Here is a 16,090-nt window from a genome sequence, read left to right on the forward strand (position 1 = left end):
CCACTCACCCCACGTGATCGTCGAGGAAGCGGCCGATGACGTCGATCGCTTCGGCGAGGTGGGCGCGGCCGTTCTTCCCGGTGTAGTAGTGCGTCGCACCCTGCACCTGGTGGAGGAGCTTGCGGTCGTGCGAGATCGCTTCGTACAGCCGAGCGGTGTGGCTGGGAGTGCAGGCGTCGTCGGCGGTGTTGCCGACGACGAGGACCGGCTGGGTCACGCTCGGCAACGACTGCTGGGCGTCGCCGCGGGCGTCGTCGACGCTCCATTGGCTGAGCCAGCTCCGCAGGGTGCAGAACCTGGCCAGCCCGACCGGACCGTCGTTGACCACCTTCGGGTCGCCCAGGAAGCAGGTGCCGGGCTCCCGATCGCTCGGATCGATCGTCGGGTCGAGCCAGCGCGGATCGGCCATCGTCCCATGCACGACGAACGCCCGCTCGGCATGTGGCTCCCCCGCCTCGCGGAGCGTCGCGAGTTCGTCGCGGACCCACGCCGTGATCCGACGGTTCCTGGCGTGCTGGGCCGCCCGGTATCGCGCGACGAACCCGGTGGTGTACGGCGGGTGGTTCGGGTTGGAGGGGTCGTACAGGTTCAGTGCCGGATCGCGATCGAACGGGTGGACCTCGTCGGTGATCGAGGCATCCATCCACTCGGTCAGCGTCTCGTGGCGGGAGACGTGCGCCGCCAGCATCATCAGCGCGTCGGCGGGCGGCAGCTGCTCGGGCGGGACGACGTACGGATCGCCGGCCGGTGTGTCGGCGATCCCCTCCCCCGCGTTCGCGACCGCCTGGTAGTACGCCGACAGCGAACCACCGCCCGACCATCCGGCGAGCACCACGTGCCGGTAGCCCAGACGTTCGCGGGCGTCGCGGACCACCTGCCCGAGGTCGGCGACCACCTTCTCCATGATCAACGCCGAGTCGGTACCGCGGTAGCGCGAGTTGGCCCAGATGACGTGATGACCCGACGCGGCCAGTCCCGACACGATCGGGAGGTACATGCCCCCTCCGGTCGGGTGCATGAACACGAGCACCCGCTCCGCCGGCGACTCGGTCGGTCGCACGAGGTGGCAGTCGAGGCCGACGACGTTGCCGCCACCCCCGTACGTGTCGCTGAACGCCGCGTCTTCGCGATGCACGAGCACGTATGCGACGCGCTCGCAGCCGGGCGGCGTACCCGGTACGGGCAGATCGGACACGTCAGACCCGGACGGGCGGCTCGGCGTAGCTGCTCAGCTTCGTGATCTCGGCGTCGGAGAGCGCGAGCACCTGCTCGTATCGCTTCGGCGGATATGGGAGGTGCGGCTTGGTCGGGTCGACCGGTGGCTGCGGGACGGATCCGCCCTCGCCGGCAAACAGGGCGGGCGCCCTGAACCGCTCGAGTTCCTCGGGAGAGATGCCGGCGAGCGCCACGACCTCCGGGTCGATCCACGCGTCGGGGTTCATCGCCGCCGAGGAGGTCGCGACCTCGAGCGCCAATCCCTCCGGGCCGGCGAAGTAGATCGACTCGCACATGCCGTGATCGATGTGGCCGATCACGTTGACGCCCTTGGAGCGGATGCGGTCGCGGATCGCCAACAGTTCGTCGTGGGTGTCGACGTTGAACGCCACGTGCTGCATCGTGCCGGGGGCCGACGTGCCGGCGCCGGTCCCGGCGTGGGTGACCCCGAGTTCGGACTCGATCTCGGCATTGCCCTGCAGCTGCACGAACGCGACCGAGCAGAAGTCGTTCAGGCGACAGAACCCGTGCCAGCCACCGGGCACACCGTGCATCCAGAACAGCGCCTCGAGTTCGGCGCCGAGCACGTCGGAGAAGAACTCGATCTGTGCCTTGATGTCCGCCGTGCTGATCGCGAGGTGGTGCACCCCGTTGATCCGCACGTTCGACAGCCCCTGCGTTGTCATGACGACCCCCTCGTCGATCGGTCCGATCAGCTTCGCACCGATCGGGCGGCGCCGACCAGTCGCACGGCGGTCGGTCAGCGAACCCGGCGCGCCGCGAAGCGTTCGGCGCGCCGGACGACCGTCAGGTACAGATTGCGGGACGGCACGGCGGGGAGCGCCGACGCGTCGCACACGTACACGCCGTCGTAGCCACGGACCGCGCCGTCGCCGTCGAGCACGGTGCCGGAGCGGCACGAGGCAGCAACGTGGTGGAAACCGCCCAGGTGATCGGGCAGCCAGGCTCGGAGCGCTCCCTCGTCGCGCATGATCGCGTCGGGCGACGTGCCGTGCTCGTCGACGTATCGGGCGCCGACGACCTCGCCGAGCGCCGGGTCGTCGAGCAGCGCGACCGCTTCCCTGAGCACGCCGGCGAGCGCCTCGCCGTCGGCCGGATCAGTGAGCTGGCGGAGTTCGACGAGCGGTGGACCGTCCGGATCCGGCAGCGACACTCGTCCGGTGCTGCGCACGGTCAGGTGACCGGCGATCAACGCTCCCATGTCGGTCCGACCGGGCAGGCGGTCCATGACCACGATCTGCCGGTGCGGTCGTGCGACGATCGCACCGATCGCCACACCGTCGGACGGCCCGGCCGCCAGGTCGAACGAGATGGCGATGCCGGCATGGTCCTGGATCCCGTCGCCGACCCCCGGGGTGTCGACACCGGAGCGGAGCAGCAGCGCCGGCGTCTCGATCGCTCCGGCGCACACGACGACGCGGTCGGCCGGTATCTGCTCGCCCGCTGTGGTCTCGACACCGATCGCCCGACGATCGTCGAACACGATGCGGGCGACGTTCGTCTCACACCGCACTCGCAGGTTGTCCCGGGCGAGCGCCGGTCGCAGGTACGCATCGACCACGGTGACCCGTCGCCCGCCGCGGCGGACGAGGCCGACACGGGCGCCGTCGCCGGCGACGGCGAGCACGGCCCGGGCGACCGGGCCGAGGTCGTCGGCCGGCTCGATCGGGAGTTGGTGGCCACGTGCCTCGACCACCGGGTCGCCGACGACCACGGCACCGTTGACGAGGGACGAACCTCCCAAGCCGGATCCCTGCAGATAGGGCACCGGGTCGGCACCGGGTCGCCGCACGACCGTCACGTCCGATCGCAGCATCGAGGCACGATCGACGACGGGCTGGCCCGGAGCGCCCGACACCGCCCCCTGGTCGGATCCCGCCTCGAGCAGGGTCACCTCGTCGGAGGGCACCTCGCTCAGCCGGGCGGCCACGACACATCCGGCCGATCCACCGCCGACCACCAGCCAGCGGGTCACTCCCGGGGGGTCTCTTTCATGAGGCCGTGCAGGTGGGCGGCGTCGTTGTAGCGAGCGAGCCGCCAGCGACCCGGCTTGGTCAGCACGAACTCGGTCAGCGAGGTGTTGAGCGTGTGCAGGTCGAACGCCCCGGTCTGGGGAAGCCGCAGGAGTGAGCGGAAGGCAGCGTCGACGACGCCGCCGTGACACGAGATGACCACGAGACCACCCTCGTGTCGGCGCACCGCTTCCGACAACGCTTCGCCGACTCGATGGTGGAACGTCGCCAGCGTCTCGCCCTCGGGGAACGTGACGGCGTGCGGGTCGCCGTGCCAGTCGGGCATCCCGTAGCGGTCGACGAACTCCTGGAACGTCAGGCCGTCGCAGACCGGGCCGGGATCGTGTTCGCCGAAGCGGGCGTCGGTCTGCACGGTGAGCCCGAGCGAGGGTGCGAAGATCTCGGCGGTCTCGACGGCTCGCGGGTACTCGCTCGCCAGCAGCACCGTGGCGTCGGCGAGTTCCCCCGTGTCGGCCAGGCGATCGCGGAGCCGAGCCGACTGTTCGACCCCGAGCGGTGACAAGCCGCTACACGTCCGGGGGCCTCCGATCACGCGTCTGACCGTCACCTTCGATTCGCCGTGTCGGACGAGGACGACGCGGGTCGGTCGGAAGTCGGACGAGTCGCTCATGTCCGGGCCCGTTTTGCGTCGGCCGCGGCGACGATGGCGTCGAACTCGGCGTCGGTGAGCGGCATGACCGACAGGCGGTTGCCGCGGGCGAGCAGCTTGCAGTCGACCAGTTCGGGCATCTGCTTCAGTTCATCGAGCGACACGAACTCGAGCGGTCGGTCCGGCGCCACGGTCACCCAGTCCCATCGCGGGTCGTCGGGGTCGGATGCCGGGTCGTGGTACTTGGCGGACGGATCGAACTGCGTCGGATCGGGTTCGGCGCCCTTGACGATCTTGCAGATGCCGGCGACACCTGGCGGTTTCGCGTTGGAGTGGTAGAAGATCGCCCGGTCGCCACGACGCATCTCCCGCATGAAGTTGCGAGCCTGGTAGTTCCGCACGCCGTCCCAGCCCTCCCGCTTGTTGCGGACCAGGTCGTCGTATCCGAAGACGTCGGGTTCCGATTTCAACAGCCATTTCGCCACGACGACGACCGTAGCGGCACGGCGAGCCGTCGTGAGTCGTCCAAGTTCGCGTGATCGCGCGCAAATATTTCGTTCAAACACCACTCGTCGGGTGCTCCACGTCCTAGGTTCGCGCCAGTGGCCCCACGGCACCGTCTGACGATCCGCTCCATCGAACCCGATCCCCGAGCGGCAGCCATCGCGGCGGCCGCCGACCAACTCGGCACCGACCTCCAGCGTCCCGATGAGGTGCAGGTCGCGGACCTGTACTTCCTGGAGGGCGACCTCGACCAGGAGCAACGCAACCGACTGCACGGTTTCCTCGTCGATCCGCTGCTCCAGAAGGGCTCGTGGAACGAGCCGACCACGGACGGCACCGAGATCGCGTTCCTGCCCGGCGTCACCGACAATGCGGCCGGCACGCTCCTCCGGGCCTGCGAGCGGCTCGGCTTCGACGTGACCGGAGCGGCGACCGGACGCCGGATCGAGTTCGGGACGTCCGTCGACCCGACCCGACGCGAGGGTCTCATCAAGCGGGTCGTCGCCAACCCGGTGATCGAACGATGGGAACACGGCTGCATCGAGCCGACGTTCCACCCGCAGGCGCACGCCACCGGCACGCCGGAGGTCGTCGAGATCGCCGGCAGCACACGTGACGAACTGGTCGAGATCGGGCGCCGGCGCGCCCTGGCCCTCGACCCGGAAGAGCTCGTCGTGATCCAGGCGTACTACGCCGAACAGGGCCGCGAGCCGACCGATATCGAACTCGAGACCCTCGCTCAGACGTGGAGCGAGCACTGCGCTCACAAGACGTTCCGGGCCGCGATCACCACCGACGACGGCGAAGACCGGTCGCCGCTGATCGCCATGCTTCGTGAGACCACCGAGTCGATCGATGCGCCGTTCGTGAAGTCCGCGTTCGTCGGCAATGCCGGGATCATCGGGTTCGAGGGCGACACGACGCTGGCGCTCAAGGCCGAGACCCACAACCACCCGTCGGCGGTCGAACCGTTCGGTGGGGCGAACACCGGCGTCGGCGGCGTGATCCGCGACGTGCTCGGGATCGGCCATCGCCCGATCGCGATCACCGATGTCCTGTGCTTCGGCCCGCCGGAGACCCGCCTCGAAGACGTGCCCGACGGCGCGCTCCACCCGCTGCGCATCCGCGAAGGTGTGATCGCCGGCGTCGCCGACTACGGCAACAAGATCGGCCTGCCGACCGTGGCCGGCGCGATCGTGTACGACCCCGGGTACACCACCAATCCGCTCGTGTTCGCCGGTTGCATCGGCGCCGCCACGGGGTGGGAGCCCGATCGGGGGCCGTTCGCCGACGACCGGGTGATCCTGCTCGGAGGCCGCACCGGCCGCGACGGCATCCGCGGCGCCACGTTCAGTTCCCTGACCATGGACGCGACGACCGGTGAGGTGGCCGGCGCCTCGGTCCAGATCGGCGACCCGATCGTCGAGAAGTTGCTCATCGACGTGCTCGTCGGCGCCGAAGATCTGTACTCGGCGATCACCGACTGCGGGGCCGGCGGGCTCTCCTCGGCGGTCGGCGAGATGGCCGAAGGCGTCGGCGCCGAGATCGATCTCGACCTGGTGCCGCTCAAGTACGCCGGTCTCGAACCCTGGGAGATCTGGTTGTCCGAGGCACAGGAGCGGATGGTGATCTCCGTCCCACCCGCGAAGCTGGGTGAACTCGCCGATCGGTGTCGGCCGCACGGCGTCGAGATGTCCGACATCGGTCGGTTCACCGGCGACGGTGTCCTCACGGTGCGCAGCGGCGGCACCGACGTGCTGCAGATGACGACCGAGTTCCTGCACGACGGTCGACCGCAGCGTGAGATGGTCGCCGAGATGCCGCAGCCGCGCCGTGGCGAGTACGTCAACCGCGAGGTGTCCGACCACCGCGATGCGCTGCTGCGGTTGCTGTCGCACCGGAACATCGCTTCGAAGTTCCGCACGATCCACCGCTACGACCACGAGATCCTCGGAGCGACCGCCGTTCGGCCGCTCGTGGGCCGTCTGTCCGACGCCCCGGCCGACGGCGTGGTGATCGCCGACCCGACGGAGACCGCCGGCTTCGCGATCGGCATCGGGTTGAACCCGTGGCAGGGTCTGCACGATCCCGAGGCGATGGCGTACGGCGCCGTGGACGAGGCGATGCGCAACGTGGTGGCCGTCGGCGCCGACCCCGACCGGGTCGCACTGCTCGACAACTTCTCGTGGGGCGACCCACTGCGCGCCACGACGCTCGGGGAGCTGGTCGCGGCCGTCGACGGTTGCTGCGCCGCGGCGATGGCCTACCGGGCGCCGTTCGTGTCCGGCAAGGATTCGCTCAACAACGAGTACACGGGTGCCGACGGCCAGCGGCACTCGGTACCCCCGACGCTCGTGATCACCGCGGTCGCCCACGTCCCCGACGCCGACCGTTGCGTCACCCCCGCGCTCGCCCAGGCCGGCAACGTGCTGATCCAGCTCGGGAGCACGAGCCGCGAGTTCGCCGGCAGCCACCTCGACCTGGTGTTCGGCGAGCCGGCGAAGGTCGGCAGCGCTCCCGCCCCCGACCCCGACGCACCCAGCCGGTACCGCCACCTGCACCAGGCGATCAACAGCGGGCTGGTGCGCGCCTGCCACGACATCAGCGAAGGGGGCTTGGCCGTCACGCTCGCCGAGATGTGCATCGGCGGTCGGCTGGGCGCCGAGATCACCGACCTGCCGCACGACCACCTCGCGGCCAGCCTGTTCGCCGAATCGCAGAGTCGGCTGGTGGTCGAGGTCGCCGAAGACGACGTCGAACGGTTCAGCGACGTCATGCACGAACCGGTCCACGTCCTCGGCCGGGTCATCGTCGAGCAGGAACTGCGTCTGGCCGGCGTCGACCCGATCCCGATCGAGACGTTGGCCGACGCGTTCAACAGGATCTCGTTCCCCGACCCGATCGGAGACGACGCATGACCGCGCCGAACGCGCTCGTGATCGCCGGCCCCGGCACCAACCGCGACCGCGATCTGGCGCTCGCGTTCGAGCTGGCCGGCGCCTCGGCGACCACGGTGCTCGTCGACGAGTTGATCGAACGGCCACAGTTGCTGAAGTCGGCCCAGCTGATCGGGGTCGCCGGCGGCTTCTCGTACGGCGACTCACTCGGGGCCGGACGCATGTTGGCGCTCGATCTGATGACCGGCATCGGTGACGAGATGCGCGACTTCGTGGCCACCGGCCGCCCCGTGATCGGTATCTGCAACGGTTTCCAGGTCCTGACCCGCTCGAAACTGCTGCCCGGTGCGCTCGGTCACAACAGCCACGGACGGTTCGACTGCCGCTGGGTCGTCCTCGAACCACAGCCGAAGTCGCGCTGCGTGTGGACCAAGGGTCTGGATGATCCGATCCACTGTCCGATCGCGCACGGCGAGGGTCGGTACGTCCACCCCGACCCCGATGCGCTCGCCGACGCCGGTCAGGTCGCGATTCGCTATCGCAGCACCAACCCCAACGGATCCGTCGCCGACATCGCCGGCGTGTGCAACGCGACCGGCAACGTGCTGGGTCTGATGCCACACCCCGAGAACTTCGTCATCGGCCGTCAGCACCCACACCATCTGCGCGGCGCCGGCCTCGACAACCTCGGATTGGCACTGTTCCGCAACGGTGTGGCCGCCGCCAAGGAGATGTGATCGTCCGATGCGCACGAGTCTGTTCGACCCGTTCATGGAGATCGACCTCCCGCTGTCCGATCGCCGCGACGGCAAGGTGCGGGCCTCGTGGTCGGTCGGCGAACGGCAACGCCTGATCGTCACGACCGACCGCCTCTCGGCGTTCGACCGGGTGCTCGCCGGGGTCCCGTACAAGGGCCAGGTCCTGAACCAGCTGTCGGCGTGGTGGTTCGAACGCACGGCCGACATCGTGGCGAACCACGTGGTCTCGGTGCCCGACCCCAACGCGCTGCTCGCCGAGTCGGCGCGCCCGTTGCCGGTCGAGGTCGTCGTTCGTGGCCACATCACCGGCGTGACCGATACGTCGCTGTGGGGCATGTACGAGACCGGTGCCCGGTCGATGTACGGCTACGAGCTGCCCGACGGGCTCGTCAAGAACACCCCGCTCCCCCGGCACATCGTGACGCCCACCACCAAGGCCGAAGCGGGCGGCCACGACGAACCGTTGTCGTGCGCCGAGGTCACCGAACGTGGCCTGCTCGACCCCGAGCTGTGGGACCGTGTGGTCGAAGCCGCACTCGCTGTCTTCCGGCGCGGGGTCGAACTCGGTGCGGCCGCCGGGATGATCCTGGCCGACACCAAGTACGAGTTCGGCCTCACCGCCGACGACGAGTTGATCCTGATCGACGAGGTCCACACGCCCGACTCGTCCCGATGGTGGGTCGCCGACTCCTACGAGGCACGGCTCGCCGCGGGCGACGAGCCGGAGAGCCTCGACAAAGAGGTCGTGCGTCGGGCCTTCGCCGCCATCGGCTACAAAGGTGACGGCCCGGTACCCGACGTACCGGGCGAGGTCTGGTCGGCCACCACCGGGCGGTACATCGTCGCCTACGAACGCCTCACCGGCACCACATTCAGCCCCGGCGCCTATCCGGTCGCCGACCGATTGGTCGAGAACCTCACGAAAGCAGGCCTGCTGTGAACGAGACGCCCGTCAGCATCAGCGACGGTCCCAAGGAAGAGTGCGGCGTGATGGGGATCTCGACGCCGCACGGCGACGGCGTGGCGGAGCTGACGTTCTTCGGCCTGTTCGCGCTCCAGCACCGAGGGCAGGAGGCTGCCGGTATCGCCGTGAGCGACGGCCAGCGGGCGAGGGTCCACAAGGACGAAGGCCTCGTGGCCCACGTCTTCACGCCCGAGGCGATGGCGCCGCTGACCGGCTATCACTCGATCGGCCACACCAGGTACTCGACCACGGGCTCGAACGCCCAGCGCAACATCCAGCCGTTCCTCGTCGAGACCATGCACGGCCCGCTCGCCGTTGCGCACAACGGCAACATCGTCAACGCCAGCAGCCTGCGCGAAGAGCTCCTGAACCGTGGGTTCGGGCTCACGGCGACGAGCGACAGCGAGGTCATCGGTCTGATGCTCGCTGCCGCCGGCGGCCGCACCTGGCAGGAGCGCCTCGAGCGCACGTTGCCGGCCTGGAAGGGCGCGTTCTCGCTGGTCATGCTCGCCGCCGACGAGGTCATCGCTGTCCGTGACCCGTGGGGCTTCCGCCCCCTGTCGATCGGACGCCTGCCCCAGGGCGGCCACGCGGTGGCGAGTGAGACATGTGCGCTCCAGACGCTCGGTTGTGTGGAGATCAGCGAGGTCCAGCCGGGCGAGATCATCACGCTGCGAGGGGCGGAGATCGAACGCCACCAGGCGTTGGCGCCGGCGGCCAGGAGCGCACGCTGCACGTTCGAGTTCGTGTACTTCTCCCGGCCCGACTCGGTGTGGGACGGCCAGAACGTGCACCACGTGCGCCAGCGGCTCGGTGTCGAACTCGCCCGCGAGAGCGGCGTCGACGCCGATGTGGTGATCCCGGTGCCCGACTCCTCGATCCCGGCCGCCATCGGCTATTCCGCCGAGAGCGGCATCCCGCACAACGACGGCCTGATCAAGAACCGCTACATCGGCCGCACGTTCATCGAGCCGACCCAGTCGATGCGCGAACGTGGCGTGGCGCTGAAGTTCAACGCCCTGAGCGAGAACCTCGCCGGGAAGCGGGTGCTGATGATCGACGACTCTCTCGTACGCGGCACCACGGCAGGTCCGTTGGTCAAGATGCTGCGCGATGCGGGAGCGACCGAGGTGCACATGCGCATCACGTGCCCACCGATCACGCACGCCTGCCACTTCGGCGTCGACATGGGCCACGACGGTGACCTGATGGCTGCGCAGCGCACCGTCGACGAGATCCGCGATCACATCGGCGCCGACAGCCTGGCCTTCCTGTCGCTCGACGGCATGATGCGCGCGGTCGGCGCCGAGGACGGCTACTGCAACGCCTGCTTCACCGGCGACTACCCGATCGCCGTCGGTGACGCGCAGGCCAAGCTGTCGTTCGAGGGAGCGATCGCCTGATGCGCGTCCTGGTCGTCGGCGGAGGCGGGCGCGAACACGCCATCGCCTGGGCGTGCGAGCAGCACGGGCACACGGTCACCATGGCGAGCGAACTCGGCGAGGTCACGGCCGCCGACGTGGACCTGGTGATCCCCGGACCCGAATCCGCACTGGTCGCCGGCATCGCCGACGAGTGCGCGTTCCGCAAGATCCCGTGCTTCGGACCCACGTCGAAGCAGGCACGGATCGAGTCGTCGAAGGGGTTCAGTCGGCAGCTCGCCGACGGCCTCGGCGTGCCGGGACCGAGCTTCGAACGGTTCGAGGAGAACGACGACCGGGGAGCGATCGCCTGGTGGCGTCAGTTCGGGCGTCCGGTCGTCGTCAAGCTCGACGGGCTCGCAGCCGGCAAGGGCGTCATCGTGCCGACGACCGCCGAGGAGACCGAGGCCGCGATCCGCAGCACCGCACTGCTCGGCCCGTTCGTGCTCGAGGAGCTGTTGACCGGCCCCGAGTGCTCGCTGCTCGCGCTGTGCGACGGGTCCACTGCGGTGGCGCTGCCGATCGCCCAGGACCACAAGCGTGTCGGCGAAGGCGACACCGGCCCCAACACGGGCGGCATGGGCGCGTATGCACCGGCGCCGATCCGCGAGCGGGCCGACGAGCTGCTCGCCACCTTCGTGCAACCGATCCTCGACTACTACGCATCGTCGGGCACGCCGTACGTCGGCGTGCTCTACGCCGGGCTGATGCTGACCGCCGACGGCCCTCGCCTGATCGAGTACAACTGCCGGTTCGGTGATCCCGAGACGCAGGCGGTGCTGCCGCTGCTCGAATCCGACCTGGCCGAGCTGCTCCTCGCCTGCACCGCCGACGGGATCGGCGAGCACGAGCTGACGCTGCGCGACGGCGCGGCGTGCACGGTCGTCGCAGCGGCGCCGGGGTATCCGTCGAGTCCCAACACCGGCAGTTCGATCAAGCTCGACGGGTTCTCGACGACCGAGTGGGCGAACCGCTCCACGATCGAGCCCGACGCGATCCTGTTCCCCGCCGGGGTCACCGGCGGCAAGACCTCGGGTGGCCGGGTCCTCGCCGTGACCGGTGTCGGCGTCGACCTGGCGTCGGCCCGCGCTGCGGCATACCGGGGGATGGACGGTGTGTCGTTCTCGAACATGCACGTGCGTCGCGACATCGGGTGGCGTGCACCGGGCGCGCTGCTCAGGTCGTACGCCGACACCGGCGTCGACATCGACGAGGGGACGCGAGCCGTCGAGCGGATGACCGGGGCGGTCGAACGCACCCTCGGTGACGACGTGCTGCGGGGCGTCGGCAGCTTCGGTGGAGTCATGTCGGCCAGGCGGATCCTCGAGATGACCGATCCGGTCCTCGTCGCATCGGCCGACGGCGTCGGCACCAAGGTCGAGCTCGCTGCCCGGCTGGGCAAGGTCCGCGGCGTCGGTATGGACATCGTGAACCACTGCATCGACGACGTGCTCGTGCAGTCGGCGAAGCCCCTGTTCTTCCTCGACTACATCGCCGCCAGCACGCTCGACGCCGATCTCGTCGCCGACGTGGTGACCGGCATGGCCGAGGCGTGCGAGGCATCCGGATGTGTGCTGCTCGGCGGGGAGACCGCCGAGATGCCCGGCGTGTACACGGCCGGTTCGTTCGACGTGGCCGGCACGCTGGTGGGCATCGCCGAGCGGGGCGAACTCCTTCCACGCGACGACGTGGCACCCGGCGACGTGCTGATCGGTGTGGCGTCGAGCGGACCGCACACCAACGGGTTCTCGTTCCTGCGCAAGCTCTTCGACTGGGTCCCGATGGACGCCACCCCGCCAGGCTTCGATCGCACGTTGGGCGACGCCCTGCTCGAGCCGCATCGTTCGTACCTGCCGGTGCTCGAACACGCGCTCGCGAGCGGGCGCGTCAAGGCGCTCGCCCACATCACCGGCGGTGGGCTGCCCGAGAACCTCCCGCGCGTCCTGCCCGATGGCGTCGACGCGGAGATCTCACTCGGTTCGTGGCCGCGTGGGCCGCTGTTCGAGCTGATCGCCGAGTTGGCGATCGGCGTCGACACGCACGAGTTGCACCGGATGCTCAACATGGGCATCGGCATGGTCGTGGTGTGCTCGCCCGACGACGCCGATGAGGTGCAGGCGAGCATCGGCGAGGAGACCTGGGTGATCGGTGCGCTGGTCGGCAGCGAGGCCGGGAGTCGAACGGTCCACCTCGTCTGAACTCCTGCCGGCGTCCGGCAGCCTGACATATTCCTTGACAGGAATATGTCGGGTCGTTACGTTGGGTTCATGGTCGCTGCGACGTTCGTTGCCCTCGGTGAGCCGAGCCGGTTTCGCATCGTCGAGTTGCTCCGGACCGGCCCGTCGTCGGTCGGCGAAATCGCCGAGGCGCTCGGGATCCGCCAACCGCAAGTGTCCAAGCACCTGCGTGCGCTCAGCGATGCCGGCGTCGTGGCGGTCGATGCGATCGCCCGCCGGCGGATCTACCGGTTGGAGGCCCAGGCATTCGAGGAGATCGCCGACTGGGTGGGCTCGTTCGAACGACTGTGGGAGACGCGCCTCGACTCGCTCGGTCATTTCCTCGAATCGATCGACACGGAAGGAGCACGACATGGCCGACAAGAAGCCTGACGGCGACGAGGTGCGCGACAAGATCGCCGGGCTCCCGGCGTTCCGCGACGTCGCCGAGCGGTTGCACGAGATCATCATGGAAGCAGCCCCCGATCTGAAGCCGCGACTCTGGTACGGGATGCCCGGGTACGCACCGGCCAAGAGCAAGCCGGTCGTCTGCTTCTTCCGGGTCGACGACGACCAGTACGTCACCTTCGGACTGACCGAGAAGGCCACGCTCGTCGCCGACGAGGGCGGCCCCGAGCATCTCCTGCCGTCGGCGTGGTTCCTCACCGGGCTCGACGCCGCCACCGAGCAACGAATCGCCTCCATCGTCGAGACCGCGGCGAGCTGAAGGGACACCATGATCACCAACCTGTTGCGACGCAAGAAGGACCTCCACTTCGAACGGTCGTACGCCGCATCCATCGACGCCGTCTGGCAGGCGTGGACTCGTCCGGAGATGCTCCGCGAGTGGTGGGGCCCGGAGAAGACGACGATCGCGGAGTGCGAGATCGACCTGACCATCGGCGGCGAGATCCGTGTCGTCACCGAGGCCGGCGAGGCGATGGGCAAGTACCAGGGCACGCGCTGGCCGATGGTCGGCACGTTCTCCACGATCGACGAGCCGAACCGCCTGATCTACGACGCCCGTTCGTGGACGGAGGGCGACGAGGACACCACGACGATCCGCCACCGCAACGACGTGACGCTGGTCGAGGCCGGCGGCACGACCACGGTGACACTGCACGTCGAGATCACCGAGATCGGCCCGAAGGCCAAGATGGCGGCGTTCGGCATGAAGTGGGGCTACAAGCAGCAGCTCGACCATCTCGAGGGCTTCCTGCGCTCGACGAGCTGACCGGCTGCGTCCGTCGGCCATGCCGGCTGCCAGACTGCCGGCATGGCCGAGAGCTTCATCAACCCGTCCGCCGACAACATCGCTGCGCTGCGCGAACTCGGCCTCGATGGCCCGGTCGTGATGGTGAACATGCTGCGATTCCGCCCCGACGGCGGCGCCGCGCAGTACGAGCGCTACGCCGCCGCGGCCACACCGTTCCTCGCGAAGGCCGGCGCCACGCTGCGATACCTGGGCGACGGCATGGCGACCGTGATCGGGGCCGACCACTGGGACGAGGTGCTGCTGGTCGAGTACCCCGACATCCAGGCGTTCTTCAACATGACCTCCGACCCGGAGTATCCGTCGGACCTCCGTGCCGAGGGGCTGCTCGACTCACGTCTCTACTGCACGCAGCAGCGCCGCTCGTCGTAGCGGTCGAGCCCTGTGGGGACCACCAGTTCGGCCGGTCGGATCGGCGAGATTGAACAGTCGGACTGCGTCGGCCATCCGGCGGAGCGCATCGATCGTCAACGAAGTGACGGTGGGCGCTGCGCGTTCGCAGACGGATCCTCACCGAGATGCTGGGCGAGCAGCGGCGAATTCGTGAATCGATCGCGGGTCCGGTACCACCCTCCGGCGGCCAACGTGCCCCCGTCGGCGACCATCGATCGTCCAACCACGAAGTCACCCAACTCGCTCACCAGGAACAGCACGATGCCGGCGATGTCGCGACCCTCGCCGTATCGCCCCGCCGGCACCCAGATGGGGATGTGCTCGTCGTACTCGTCGCCGATGTCGTAGAACCCGACCTGATAGGCACGCGTCTTGTCGACCGCGATGGCGTTCACGTTGATCCCCGATCGGGCGACGTCGATCGCCAGGCTCTTCGTGAATCCGTCGATCGCCGCCTTGAACGCTGCGTAGACCGAGAAGTTCGGCGCAGCACGCATGCCTTCGACCGACGAGAAGTTGACGATCCGACCCCAACCCCGCTCCATCATTCCCGGCAGCACTGCTCGGCACGCCTCGAACACGTGCAGCACGTTGGCGCGGTAGAGCCGATCCCAGTCCGTTGGCGTCGACTCCACGAACCGTCCGGAGACCCCGCAGTGGTCGCCGAGCGCATTCACCAACACCTCGATCGACCCGAGTTCTGTCATCGCCGTGTCGACCGCCTCGGTGATGGCCCCCTCGGCGGTCGCGTCACAAACGATCGGCACCGCTCGTCCACCGACCGCTTCGACGGCGTCGACCACCGCTGACAGGCGCGGCTCGTCATTGTCGAGCAGTGCAACGGCTACGCCGCGTTCAGCGAGCGCGACCGCCGTGCTACTGGCGATTGCACCGCCACCACCGGTGATCATCGCGGTGCGACCCCGGACGCTGAGGTCGATGCCCTGTGCGTCGGAGGGATTGAAGCTGTCGGCCCGGGCGCTCATCGTCCGACGACCCCGCGGGAGGCGGCGACGACATGCACCAGAACCTCGGTGGGCTCGGAAACTGTCCTGTTCCGGTCGGTACCTGCCTCGTCGGCCGCCCGGGCCGACTCCACGAACCCGAACCATGAACCGGGCTGCATCACCGCATCATCAGTCAGCTGGAACGACACGGTTGGCGAGCGCAGCGACCCTACGGTCGCTCCCCCAGGTCTCGGCATGACAGGATCGGCATGTACCGATCATAGAGAACATGATCGTCGGCGGTACGACCGGACATGAAGCCGTTGCCACCGTCGAGACGCCCGAAACGCGGTGACAGCGTGGTTGACGCGGTGCCGAGGTCGGCGGGCACGACGGATCGGTCACCATGGGTCAATCGAGCGAGTCCATGCGGATGCGGGTGAGTCTCAGCACCCGGATCCGCCACGTGCCGTCGTCACACCGCTGATACTCCTCATGGTAGAAGCCGTAGCCCCGCCACCCCCGATCGCCGATCGCTCCGGTCACGTAGTCGGACATCGCCCAGACGCCGGTAGCGGTCCGGTCGCCGGTGATCTCGAGGTCGGGAGTGTGGCTGTGATGAACGGTGAGAGCACCAGCGAAACGCTCTGCGACCCGGTGGACGAACTCCTCACGACCCGTGGTCGTCGGGTCCGTTGCGGGTGGCCCGGTGAGAGAATCCGCATAGTACCTCATGTCCGCCGTCAGGAGATCGCGGAGCCCATCCCACTCCTTGCAGTCCACGAACCGGCCGTACCGGGCCTTGAGACGATGGAGAGAGTTGAAGTCGTCGAATTCGAGTGTCATGGCTCCTCGTTCG

At 68.9% G+C, this 16,090-nt stretch carries 16 protein-coding genes; 9 read left to right on the top strand and 7 right to left on the bottom strand.

What is annotated here, in order from left to right:
* Positions 1 to 4: 4 nt before the first annotated feature.
* The 5 genes from R8G01_05180 to R8G01_05200 all read right to left on the bottom strand — a co-directional run bounded on the left by R8G01_05180 (position 5) and on the right by R8G01_05200 (position 4,343).
* The gene (locus R8G01_05180; protein ID MDW3213368.1) at positions 5 to 1,195 is read right to left on the bottom strand and encodes an alpha/beta hydrolase; all 1,191 of its coding nucleotides are present in this window, start codon (positions 1,193 to 1,195) and stop codon (positions 5 to 7) included.
* Between the two features lies 1 nt (position 1,196).
* Positions 1,197 to 1,901, bottom strand: coding sequence for a VOC family protein (locus R8G01_05185; GenBank protein MDW3213369.1), 705 nt, complete (start codon positions 1,899 to 1,901; stop codon positions 1,197 to 1,199).
* Between the two features lie 74 nt (positions 1,902 to 1,975).
* Positions 1,976 to 3,211: a GMC family oxidoreductase gene (locus R8G01_05190; protein ID MDW3213370.1), complete on the bottom strand. Its 1,236-nt coding sequence runs from the start codon at positions 3,209 to 3,211 to the stop codon at positions 1,976 to 1,978.
* On the bottom strand, positions 3,208 to 3,879 hold the full coding sequence (locus R8G01_05195) for a histidine phosphatase family protein (protein MDW3213371.1): 672 nt from the start codon (positions 3,877 to 3,879) through the stop codon (positions 3,208 to 3,210). The genes R8G01_05190 and R8G01_05195 overlap by 4 nt, the downstream gene beginning before the upstream one ends.
* The gene (locus tag R8G01_05200; protein ID MDW3213372.1) at positions 3,876 to 4,343 is read right to left on the bottom strand and encodes an EVE domain-containing protein; all 468 of its coding nucleotides are present in this window, start codon (positions 4,341 to 4,343) and stop codon (positions 3,876 to 3,878) included. Before R8G01_05200 ends, R8G01_05195 begins: the two co-directional genes overlap by 4 nt.
* Positions 4,344 to 4,460: 117 nt before the next feature.
* On the opposite strand from R8G01_05200, the gene purL reads away from it, so the two are divergent.
* The 9 genes from purL (at position 4,461) to R8G01_05245 (ending at position 14,263) form a co-directional block, all read left to right on the top strand.
* A complete protein-coding gene (gene purL / locus R8G01_05205) occupies positions 4,461 to 7,280 on the top strand; it encodes a phosphoribosylformylglycinamidine synthase subunit PurL (protein ID MDW3213373.1) in 2,820 nt (939 codons plus the stop codon).
* Positions 7,277 to 7,996, top strand: a complete 720-nt coding sequence (gene purQ / locus R8G01_05210) for a phosphoribosylformylglycinamidine synthase I (protein ID MDW3213374.1) — start codon at positions 7,277 to 7,279, stop codon at positions 7,994 to 7,996. The genes purL and purQ overlap by 4 nt, the downstream gene beginning before the upstream one ends.
* A gap of 7 nt (positions 7,997 to 8,003) precedes the next feature.
* Positions 8,004 to 8,957, top strand: a complete 954-nt coding sequence (locus tag R8G01_05215) for a phosphoribosylaminoimidazolesuccinocarboxamide synthase (protein MDW3213375.1) — start codon at positions 8,004 to 8,006, stop codon at positions 8,955 to 8,957.
* Positions 8,954 to 10,384 (top strand): amidophosphoribosyltransferase, encoded by a 1,431-nt coding sequence (gene purF / locus R8G01_05220; GenBank protein ID MDW3213376.1) that lies wholly within the window; start codon positions 8,954 to 8,956, stop codon positions 10,382 to 10,384. Before R8G01_05215 ends, purF begins: the two co-directional genes overlap by 4 nt.
* Complete coding sequence (gene purD, locus R8G01_05225; GenBank protein ID MDW3213377.1) at positions 10,384 to 12,600, top strand: phosphoribosylamine--glycine ligase; 2,217 nt, start codon at positions 10,384 to 10,386, stop codon at positions 12,598 to 12,600. The genes purF and purD overlap by 1 nt, the downstream gene beginning before the upstream one ends.
* 69 nt (positions 12,601 to 12,669) lie before the next feature.
* Positions 12,670 to 13,011: a metalloregulator ArsR/SmtB family transcription factor gene (locus R8G01_05230; protein MDW3213378.1), complete on the top strand. Its 342-nt coding sequence runs from the start codon at positions 12,670 to 12,672 to the stop codon at positions 13,009 to 13,011.
* Entirely contained in the window at positions 12,992 to 13,345 is a 354-nt protein-coding gene (locus tag R8G01_05235) for a DUF1801 domain-containing protein (protein MDW3213379.1), read from the top strand. Before R8G01_05230 ends, R8G01_05235 begins: the two co-directional genes overlap by 20 nt.
* A 9-nt stretch (positions 13,346 to 13,354) precedes the next feature.
* Positions 13,355 to 13,852: an SRPBCC domain-containing protein gene (locus R8G01_05240; GenBank protein MDW3213380.1), complete on the top strand. Its 498-nt coding sequence runs from the start codon at positions 13,355 to 13,357 to the stop codon at positions 13,850 to 13,852.
* 42 nt (positions 13,853 to 13,894) lie between these two features.
* Positions 13,895 to 14,263: a DUF1330 domain-containing protein gene (locus tag R8G01_05245; protein ID MDW3213381.1), complete on the top strand. Its 369-nt coding sequence runs from the start codon at positions 13,895 to 13,897 to the stop codon at positions 14,261 to 14,263.
* Positions 14,264 to 14,358: 95 nt separating this feature from the next.
* On the opposite strand, the gene R8G01_05250 is transcribed toward R8G01_05245, so the two are convergent.
* Both R8G01_05250 and R8G01_05255 read right to left on the bottom strand, forming a co-directional pair.
* Positions 14,359 to 15,270, bottom strand: coding sequence for an SDR family oxidoreductase (locus R8G01_05250; GenBank protein MDW3213382.1), 912 nt, complete (start codon positions 15,268 to 15,270; stop codon positions 14,359 to 14,361).
* Between the two features lie 372 nt (positions 15,271 to 15,642).
* A complete protein-coding gene (locus R8G01_05255) occupies positions 15,643 to 16,077 on the bottom strand; it encodes a nuclear transport factor 2 family protein (protein ID MDW3213383.1) in 435 nt (144 codons plus the stop codon).
* Between the last annotated feature and the right edge of the window lie 13 nt (positions 16,078 to 16,090).

Source organism: Ilumatobacteraceae bacterium, from assembly GCA_033344875.1.
Taxonomy (GTDB): domain Bacteria; phylum Actinomycetota; class Acidimicrobiia; order Acidimicrobiales; family Ilumatobacteraceae; genus Ilumatobacter.

Excerpts from the sequence above, each read along its gene's own strand:
- R8G01_05185 (MDW3213369.1), bottom strand. The coding sequence starts at position 1,901 with ATGACAACGCAGGGGCTGTCGAACGTGCGGATCAACGGGGTGCACCAC.
- R8G01_05195 (MDW3213371.1), bottom strand. The coding sequence starts at position 3,879 with ATGAGCGACTCGTCCGACTTCCGACCGACCCGCGTCGTCCTCGTCCGA.
- purQ (MDW3213374.1), top strand. The coding sequence starts at position 7,277 with ATGACCGCGCCGAACGCGCTCGTGATCGCCGGCCCCGGCACCAACCGC.
- R8G01_05215 (MDW3213375.1), top strand. The coding sequence starts at position 8,004 with ATGCGCACGAGTCTGTTCGACCCGTTCATGGAGATCGACCTCCCGCTG.
- purD (MDW3213377.1), top strand. The coding sequence starts at position 10,384 with ATGCGCGTCCTGGTCGTCGGCGGAGGCGGGCGCGAACACGCCATCGCC.
- R8G01_05230 (MDW3213378.1), top strand. The coding sequence starts at position 12,670 with ATGGTCGCTGCGACGTTCGTTGCCCTCGGTGAGCCGAGCCGGTTTCGC.
- R8G01_05235 (MDW3213379.1), top strand. The coding sequence starts at position 12,992 with ATGGCCGACAAGAAGCCTGACGGCGACGAGGTGCGCGACAAGATCGCC.
- R8G01_05240 (MDW3213380.1), top strand. The coding sequence starts at position 13,355 with ATGATCACCAACCTGTTGCGACGCAAGAAGGACCTCCACTTCGAACGG.
- R8G01_05245 (MDW3213381.1), top strand. The coding sequence starts at position 13,895 with ATGGCCGAGAGCTTCATCAACCCGTCCGCCGACAACATCGCTGCGCTG.
- R8G01_05250 (MDW3213382.1), bottom strand. The coding sequence starts at position 15,270 with ATGAGCGCCCGGGCCGACAGCTTCAATCCCTCCGACGCACAGGGCATC.
- R8G01_05255 (MDW3213383.1), bottom strand. The coding sequence starts at position 16,077 with ATGACACTCGAATTCGACGACTTCAACTCTCTCCATCGTCTCAAGGCC.